This is a genomic window from Aeromonas sp. S16(2024), assembly GCF_041403065.1.
In the GTDB taxonomy this organism is placed as follows: Bacteria; Pseudomonadota; Gammaproteobacteria; order Enterobacterales; family Aeromonadaceae; genus Aeromonas.
Genome location: NZ_JBGLQX010000026.1, coordinates 44,161 through 51,659, shown reverse-complemented (window position 1 = coordinate 51,659; position 7,499 = coordinate 44,161). Strand labels below are relative to the sequence as shown.

Here is a 7,499-nt window from a genome sequence, read left to right as displayed (position 1 = left end):
GGTTATGTTTACGATTGATCTCAGAGCGAGTTTCTTCGACAAGGGTAAGGTGTTCAATCAACGTCATAGCGCGTGCCTCCTGCATGGAGACGCGATTAGATCACAGACGATATGCCTGTTCAAATTTCATTAACAAAGTGCGATCCCGCCCTGGGTATAATGTCGTTAGAAGAAACCAGATGTACATTGCTAAATGCAAGAGGAAATGTAGAAAACCTACTTACTCTGATAAACGAATTATACAGACAACAAATAAAATCAGACGGTATATTTTTGACAGAGGCTCTGTCTGAACTTCACAATACAGGTGAAATCGACTTCTTAAAAATATTAGAAGCAGTTAATGATACATCTTACAAAAACAATTTTTATGCCATTATGCGTGTGGTTGAAACTACACTACCTTCACTAGATGCAAAAGTTGAAGATGTTTTGCATTGCTTAATCAAGCTAACAGAATTGGCTGGTGGCCATATAGTCTACGGGGCATTTGGATGTTTTTGTCGCGTGAATAATAGCCGCCCCAGAGATAGCGTAGATTTCATCCTAAAACAAACTAAAATTGATTCTTATAGCCCTTTTATTTTTTACGCGATTATGGCTTATGACTCAGGGCAGATAGCTGAATCTATACAGGTTGTAAAAAGTTTGATTGCTAACAGTAATGAAGTGGTAAGGAATCAGGCATATAATGTACTAGGAAGATTAAGCATCACGGAGAACCAGGCTAGCATTATCTGGGACATAATAAATAGTAGTGCTATCAATGAGCATGACGATACCTGTCGAGCATCAATATTAAGGTCAATACTTCACTTTGGACACATTTTTCCATCATATTGGCCACATATACAGAGGCTGTTAGCTTCGTTTGTTGACGGAGCATCACCAAATATTCTATATGCAATTTCCAACACTATTGCCTTCCAATCAATAAATATCCCTGACAGTATTCAAAAACTACTAATTAAACAACTATACAAAATACCCCCAGAACACAGGCATATAATAAATGATGTTGACTATTTATTGGTTAACTTGGTAAATAAAGAGTCTTATAGCATTTCTATAGAGCTATTGGAGTCGATTTTATCATGCGGTGTAGATCTTCAATCGCTGAGCTATTTTTCCAACGAATTATTAGGTAAATATACAAAATTTCGCAACCATATCATTACAAAGTGGTTCTTGTATGGAGAAGAATCTCTTTGCCACAATATTTCAATTTTACTCCATGATGTCACAGGCAAGGACATTGAGCTACATGCAGACATGACTCTGCTAGACAATGAAGAGAAGAAAATATTTGCTAGTCGTAAGGCTGTCGGTTGGCTGTTTACAAGACCTATAGCAACCGCAAGTTTCATACTATCCATTTTCGAGGCAGCTTCGAAAGCTACACGTGAAAAACTAGAACAAATTTTATACAACCCTTTACTTTTAAGTTACCCGGGTGACCTTAAAAATCTCTTCCAAGCATACATAGATAAAGGTGATCAAGAGTATATATGTCAGTGCTTACTTGATAAGCTTGAAATTCATCATTCCAATATATCAAAAGCATCTAAATTGAAGGAGCTAACAGCTCCTAGCGATAATATAAATTCCTATTGGAAGGACTTTTATAAAGACATGCAGAAAGCCCAAGAGGAAGCATCAGAGCATTCTTTTGTTAGGATGGTTGCGACGACGCAAAGGTTACTATATGGCAACAGTTCAATTTATTATATTCATCAAATGGACGGGCAGTCTTCACGACAGGAAATGCAAATGCATTCCTTCTCCCATTCGGCTGAGATGCCAACATTAAATATTTTAGATCCTGAATCCTTGGATTATTCTTTACGAGTTTTCCGTTGTGAGAGAATGAAAAATGAAATTAATTCTTAAGCAATATTTAGCTTCATTAAAAGAACGGGCTGAATTAGATGCTGTGCTACCAGATTTACTGAGCAGTATGGGGCTAAATGTTTTCATTTCTCCAACACGTGGAGTTAAAGAGTATGGAGTCGACATTGCTGCTGTAGGACGAATAAACCATGATGAAGAAAAGGTATATTTATACTCAGTCAAATCAGGCAACCTCACTCGTGAAACTTGGAATGGGAATACAGATCAAGCTCTGAGGCCTTCATTAGATGAAATTCAAGACTCATTTATACCTAGTCGTATACCACCTCAACATAGAGATAAAAAAATAGTAATTTGCTTGTGCTTTGGTGGTGATGTCAACTCAGGTATTAGGCAAGAGGTATCTGGTTATGAAAAAAGAAATACTCAAAGCAATATTTCTTTTGAAGAATGGAATGGTGATAAACTCTCAGAATTAATACAAAGCTACTTACTAAAAGAAGAGCTTTTACCGAGTGCTAACCAAGCATTATTGAGGAAGTCTCTAGCATTACTTGAAGAACCGGATAGTTCGAACAAGCACTTCTCAAAGTTGCTTGATAGTATTCTTTTAAACGCGGTTGATGCAGATTCGACAGTATCATGCATCATACGAATAAACACTTGCTTATGGGTTCTTTTCTCATGGTGTCGAGATAGTGAAAACTTGGAAGCTGCATATATCTCGTCGGAGCGAGCATTACTCTTATCTTGGGATAAAGCTAAGGATTATTATACTGGAAGGAATAAAGTCTCAACGGCATTTGATAGTATGTTAGATACCTATCAACAGATCACTAATTGTTATGTAGATCGTTGTTTAATTCCAAATGTTGAGTTTAAATATGCACTCTCCCATGCAGTGCAGTCACCTTGTTCGATTGATGTGAACATTCAACTGTTTGATGTGTTAGGGCGTTTATCTGTCAAAGGCCTATGGGTTCTAGACTCACTATCCAAAAGTTATGAAAAAACACCATCAATCGAGGGAGATAGTGAAGAACAGAAAAAATTACGCTCTCGTCTTCAAGAAATAACAGAGTCAATTAAACTATTAATTATTAACAATCCTATACTACTATCACCATATAAAGACTCACAAGCTATTGATATAGGCCTAGCTTTAACATTGCTTTCAAACAACTCCGCACATGATGAGTTTGTGCAAAGTTGGCTGTCAGAGATTGTTCGCTGGTGCATATTCTCTTTTAAGAGTAATGGTATGTACCCAATAATATATAACTCTTATGACAAACTTCTTGAACACAGAAAAAAAGATAAGTCTGATCAGGCCTATAAGAAAAAAGCTACGGAAGCTAGTATTTTATATCCATTACTAAGCGTATTTAGTGCTCTGTATAAATTAAACTCAATAAGTAAAGAGCTGGAACAGTTTACCACTGATGAATTAAAGCATTGCACGCTACAGTATTGGTATCCAAACCAATACAGTGAGCAACGTATGTGCTCGAATATTGATACACATGGGTCTGCATCAACTAACTTTCCAACGAATGGAAATACAGCACTAAAGCATATAGCACAAGAGTGTAAGCATGCTGATTCTTTTAGAAAAATGTACGCTGTGACTAAAAATAAAGCACCATTGTTACTAACAGCTTGCCGTTGCTTCCGTTACCCAGTTCCTTTCCATTATATTGAAGATTGGTTATTAGATTCTTTACCACCCCAACAACCAGAATTAGGTCGTCCAACATCTCAGATAGAATAAATCAATGGGTAAGCTATGTATTCTGTTAGTCGGCAACAGTATCAAGGCCTTGAACTTTGAGGGAAATATTTCCGAAAATGACGTAAGAAAGACGCCCTCAGGCGTCTTTCTTATTTTCAGGATTTGGAGCAAACAGATTGGGGGCAATTCCCCCTCACCTCCTCGCCCCGCAACCCAATCAGATCGGGGTAATAGAGGTGATATGGCCATCCCCATCCGGCGATTTGGCGATCTGAACCACAACAATCTGATTGAACACGGCCTGCGCCTCTGCCAGCGGCTTGTGCGGGTGGCCGCGGGCTCTGCTCCTGCTCTTTCTACCCCCTCGCCAGCGCCCTGCATTCACTCTCCTCTGCTACCCGGTTTGTCTTGCGACCATATCAGTGCCATTGGCATGAATATGCAGCGCAGTGACGCCATCACCTCCCCATTCAGATTGGAGAGGGGCAAGGCGGTGCGGGATAGATCAGAAAAAGAAGATATGTGGCGCAAACGATTGGAAACAGAAAAGACGCCTCAAGGGCGTCTTTTTGACAGTTTTGCATTATCGGCAAGGAAAGCGGTGAGCGCTTATTCCCATTCGATGGTTGCGGGCGGCTTGCCGGAGACGTCGTACACCACGCGGGAGATGCCGTTGATCTCGTTGATGATGCGATTCGACACGTGGCCGAGGAAGTCGTACGGCAGGTGGGCCCAGTGGGCTGTCATGAAGTCGATGGTCTCGACTGCGCGCAGGGCAATGACCCAGTCGTACTTGCGGCCATCGCCCATGACGCCGACGGAGCGCACTGGCAGGAAGACGGCGAACGCCTGGCTGACCTGGTTGTAGAGGTCGGCCTTGCGCAGCTCTTCGATGAAGATGGCGTCAGCCTTGCGCAGCAGATCGCAGTACTCTTTCTTCACTTCGCCGAGCACCCGCACACCCAGACCCGGACCCGGGAAGGGGTGACGGTAGAGCATGTCGTAGGGCAGGCCGAGTTCGAGGCCGACACGGCGCACTTCGTCCTTGAACAGCTCGCGCAGCGGCTCCACCAGACCCATCTTCATCTCTTCCGGCAGGCCGCCGACGTTGTGGTGAGACTTGATGACGTGGGCCTTGCCGGTCTTGCTGGCAGCGGACTCGATGACGTCCGGGTAGATGGTGCCCTGGGCCAGCCAGCGGGCGTTTTTCAGTTTTTTCGCTTCGTCGTCAAACACTTCCACGAAGACGCGGCCTATGGTCTTGCGCTTGGCTTCCGGCTCGTCGATACCCGCCAGGGCAGAGAGGAAGCGCTCTTCGGCATCGACCTTGATGATCTTGAGGCCGAAGTGATCGCCGAACATCTCCATGACCTGGGTGCCTTCGTTCAGGCGCAGCAGGCCGTTGTCGACGAAGACGCAGGTCAGGCGCTCACCGATGGCGCGATGCACCAGCATGGCGACCACGGAGGAGTCCACGCCACCGGAGAGGCCCAGGATCACTTCGTCGTCACCCACCTGCTCGCGGATGCGGGCGACGGCGTCGTCGATGATGGTGGCCGGGGTCCAGAGGCATTCGCAGCCGCAGATCTCTTTCACGAAGTGCTCCAGCATGCGGGCACCCTGACGGGTGTGGGTCACTTCCGGGTGGAACTGCACGCCGTAGAAGCGACGGGCCTCATCGGCCATGGCCGCATGGGGGCAGGTCGCGGTCTGGGCTATGGTGGTGAAGCCGGCCGGGATCTCGGTGACCTTGTCGCCGTGGCTCATCCAGACGTCCAGCAGGGCGTGGCCGTTCTCTGCAATGGCGTCTTCGATGTTGCGCAAGAGGGCGCTGGTCTTGCCGGAGTGGCCCAGCACTTCGACCTGGGCATAACCGAATTCACGTAAGGTGGAGGATTGCACCTTGCCGCCGAGCTGCTCGGCCATGGTCTGCATGCCGTAGCAGATGCCAAATACCGGCACGCCGGCGTTGAAGACATACTCGGGGGCGCGCGGGCTGCCCGCCTCGGTCACGGATTCCGGGCCGCCGGAGAGGATGATGCCGCTCGGATTGAATTCGCGGATCTGCTCTTCGGTTACGTCCCAGGCCCACAGCTCGCAGTAGACGCCGATTTCACGGACACGACGGGCAATGAGCTGGGTGTACTGGGAACCGAAATCCAGGATGAGGATACGGTGGGCGTGGATATCTTTAGTCATTTTATTCCTGCATCAGGCTGATGTTGTCACAAAAAGCACGGGATAAAAAAATGGTGGAAAAACGGGGCGCAGGGCCCCGTTTTATCAGCCCATCCGGTAGTTGGGGGCTTCTTTGGTGATGGTCACGTCGTGGACGTGGGACTCTTTCATCCCGGCGCCCGAGATGCGCACGAACTCGGCCTTGGTGCGCATGTCGTCTATGGTGGCGCAGCCGGTCAAGCCCATGGAAGAGCGCAGGCCGCCCATCTGCTGGTGGATGATCTCTTTCAGGCGGCCCTTGTACGGCACGCGACCTTCGATACCTTCCGGTACCAGCTTGTCGGCGGCGTTGTCGGTCTGGAAGTAGCGATCACTGGAGCCCTTGGACATGGCGCCGAGGGACCCCATGCCGCGGTAGGACTTGAAGGAGCGACCCTGATAGAGCTCGATCTCGCCCGGTGCCTCTTCGGTACCGGCAAACATGGAGCCCACCATGACGCAGCTGGCGCCTGCGGCGATGGCCTTGGCCACGTCGCCGGAGAAGCGGATGCCGCCATCGGCAATCACGGGCACGCCGGTGCCTTCCAGGGCGTCGACGGCGTCGGAGATGGCGGTGATCTGGGGCACGCCGACACCGGTCACGATGCGGGTAGTACAGATGGAGCCCGGGCCAATGCCGACCTTGACGGCATTGACGCCGGCGGCGACCAGCGCCTTGGCGCCCGCGGCGGTCGCCACGTTGCCACCGATGATTTGCAGCTCAGGATAGGCGTCGCGGGTCGCCTTGATGCGATCCAGCACGCCTTGGGAGTGGCCATGGGAGGAGTCAATCAGCAGCACGTCCACACCGGCTTCCACCAGGGCGGCGACGCGCTCTTCGTTACCGGCACCGGCACCGACGGCTGCACCCACGCGCAGACGGCCGCGCTCGTCTTTACAGGCGTTCGGCTTGCGCTCGGCTTTCTGGAAGTCTTTGACGGTGATCATGCCCTTGAGTTTGAAATCGGCGTTGACCACCAGCACCTTCTCGATACGGTGCTTCTGCATCAGGGCAACCACCTCTTCGCGAGGAGCCCCTTCACGCACGGTCACCAGACGATCCTTCTGGGTCATGATCTGTTCAACGGTCTGGGAGAGATCGATCACGAAGCGCACGTCACGGCCGGTGATGATACCGACCAGCAGGTTACCCTCGGTCACCACAGGATAACCGGCGAAACCGTTCTTGTGGCTCAGCTCCTTGACCTGGGCAATGGTCATGTCAGGGCGTACGGTGACGGGGTCGGAGACCACGCCGCTCTCGTACTTCTTGACCTTGCGCACTTCGGCAGCCTGCTGCTCGATGGACATGTTCTTGTGAATGAAGCCGATACCGCCTTCCTGGGCCAGTGCGATAGCCAGACGGGCTTCGGTCACTGTGTCCATGGCAGCGGAAATCATCGGGATATTCAGGGAGATAGCAGACGTGAGCTTGGTACGCAGGTCGGCGGTATTCGGAAGAACAGTGGAGTGTGCTGGAACCAACAGTACATCGTCGAAGGTCAGCGCTTCTTTGGCAATCCTGAGCATGGCAATATCTCACCGTTGAGGAGTGGGGGTGTAAAATATTGCCGACAAATTTTACTCATGCATTGGTCACTGGTAAAGAAGTTTTTTGAATTTTTTATGGTGTAGCCCGGTTTAACGCCGCCAACGGGGCAAAAAACCAATAAATTCAGGCGTAACCATGCCTTTTTTC

The 7,499-nt window shown here is 48.7% G+C and carries 4 protein-coding genes; 2 read left to right on the top strand and 2 right to left on the bottom strand.

What is annotated here, in order from left to right; all coding sequences use genetic code 11:
* The first annotated feature begins 159 nt into the window (after positions 1-159).
* Together ACB030_RS17270 and ACB030_RS17265 are read left to right on the top strand one after the other, a co-directional pair.
* A complete protein-coding gene (locus ACB030_RS17270; protein ID WP_371161493.1) occupies positions 160-1,890 on the top strand; it encodes a hypothetical protein in 1,731 nt (576 codons plus the stop codon).
* Positions 1,874-3,622 carry a hypothetical protein gene (locus ACB030_RS17265; protein ID WP_371161491.1) on the top strand — a complete coding sequence of 583 codons (1,749 nt, stop codon included), beginning with the start codon at positions 1,874-1,876 and terminating at the stop codon, positions 3,620-3,622. Before ACB030_RS17270 ends, ACB030_RS17265 begins: the two co-directional genes overlap by 17 nt.
* 570 nt (positions 3,623-4,192) lie before the next feature.
* Here the strand turns inward: ACB030_RS17265 and guaA are convergent.
* Both guaA and guaB read right to left on the bottom strand, forming a co-directional pair.
* Positions 4,193-5,782 carry a glutamine-hydrolyzing GMP synthase gene (gene guaA / locus ACB030_RS17260; RefSeq protein WP_371161489.1) on the bottom strand — a complete coding sequence of 530 codons (1,590 nt, stop codon included), beginning with the start codon at positions 5,780-5,782 and terminating at the stop codon, positions 4,193-4,195.
* An 84-nt stretch (positions 5,783-5,866) separates the two neighbouring features.
* Complete coding sequence (gene guaB / locus ACB030_RS17255) at positions 5,867-7,330, bottom strand: IMP dehydrogenase (RefSeq protein WP_307764526.1); 1,464 nt, start codon at positions 7,328-7,330, stop codon at positions 5,867-5,869.
* Positions 7,331-7,499: the final 169 nt, after the last annotated feature.

Coding starts and splice junctions, on each gene's coding strand:
- guaA (WP_371161489.1), bottom strand. CDS start 5,782: ATGACTAAAGATATCCACGCCCACCGTATCCTCATCCTGGATTTCGGT.
- ACB030_RS17270 (WP_371161493.1), top strand. CDS start 160: ATGTCGTTAGAAGAAACCAGATGTACATTGCTAAATGCAAGAGGAAAT.
- ACB030_RS17265 (WP_371161491.1), top strand. CDS start 1,874: ATGAAATTAATTCTTAAGCAATATTTAGCTTCATTAAAAGAACGGGCT.
- guaB (WP_307764526.1), bottom strand. CDS start 7,330: ATGCTCAGGATTGCCAAAGAAGCGCTGACCTTCGACGATGTACTGTTG.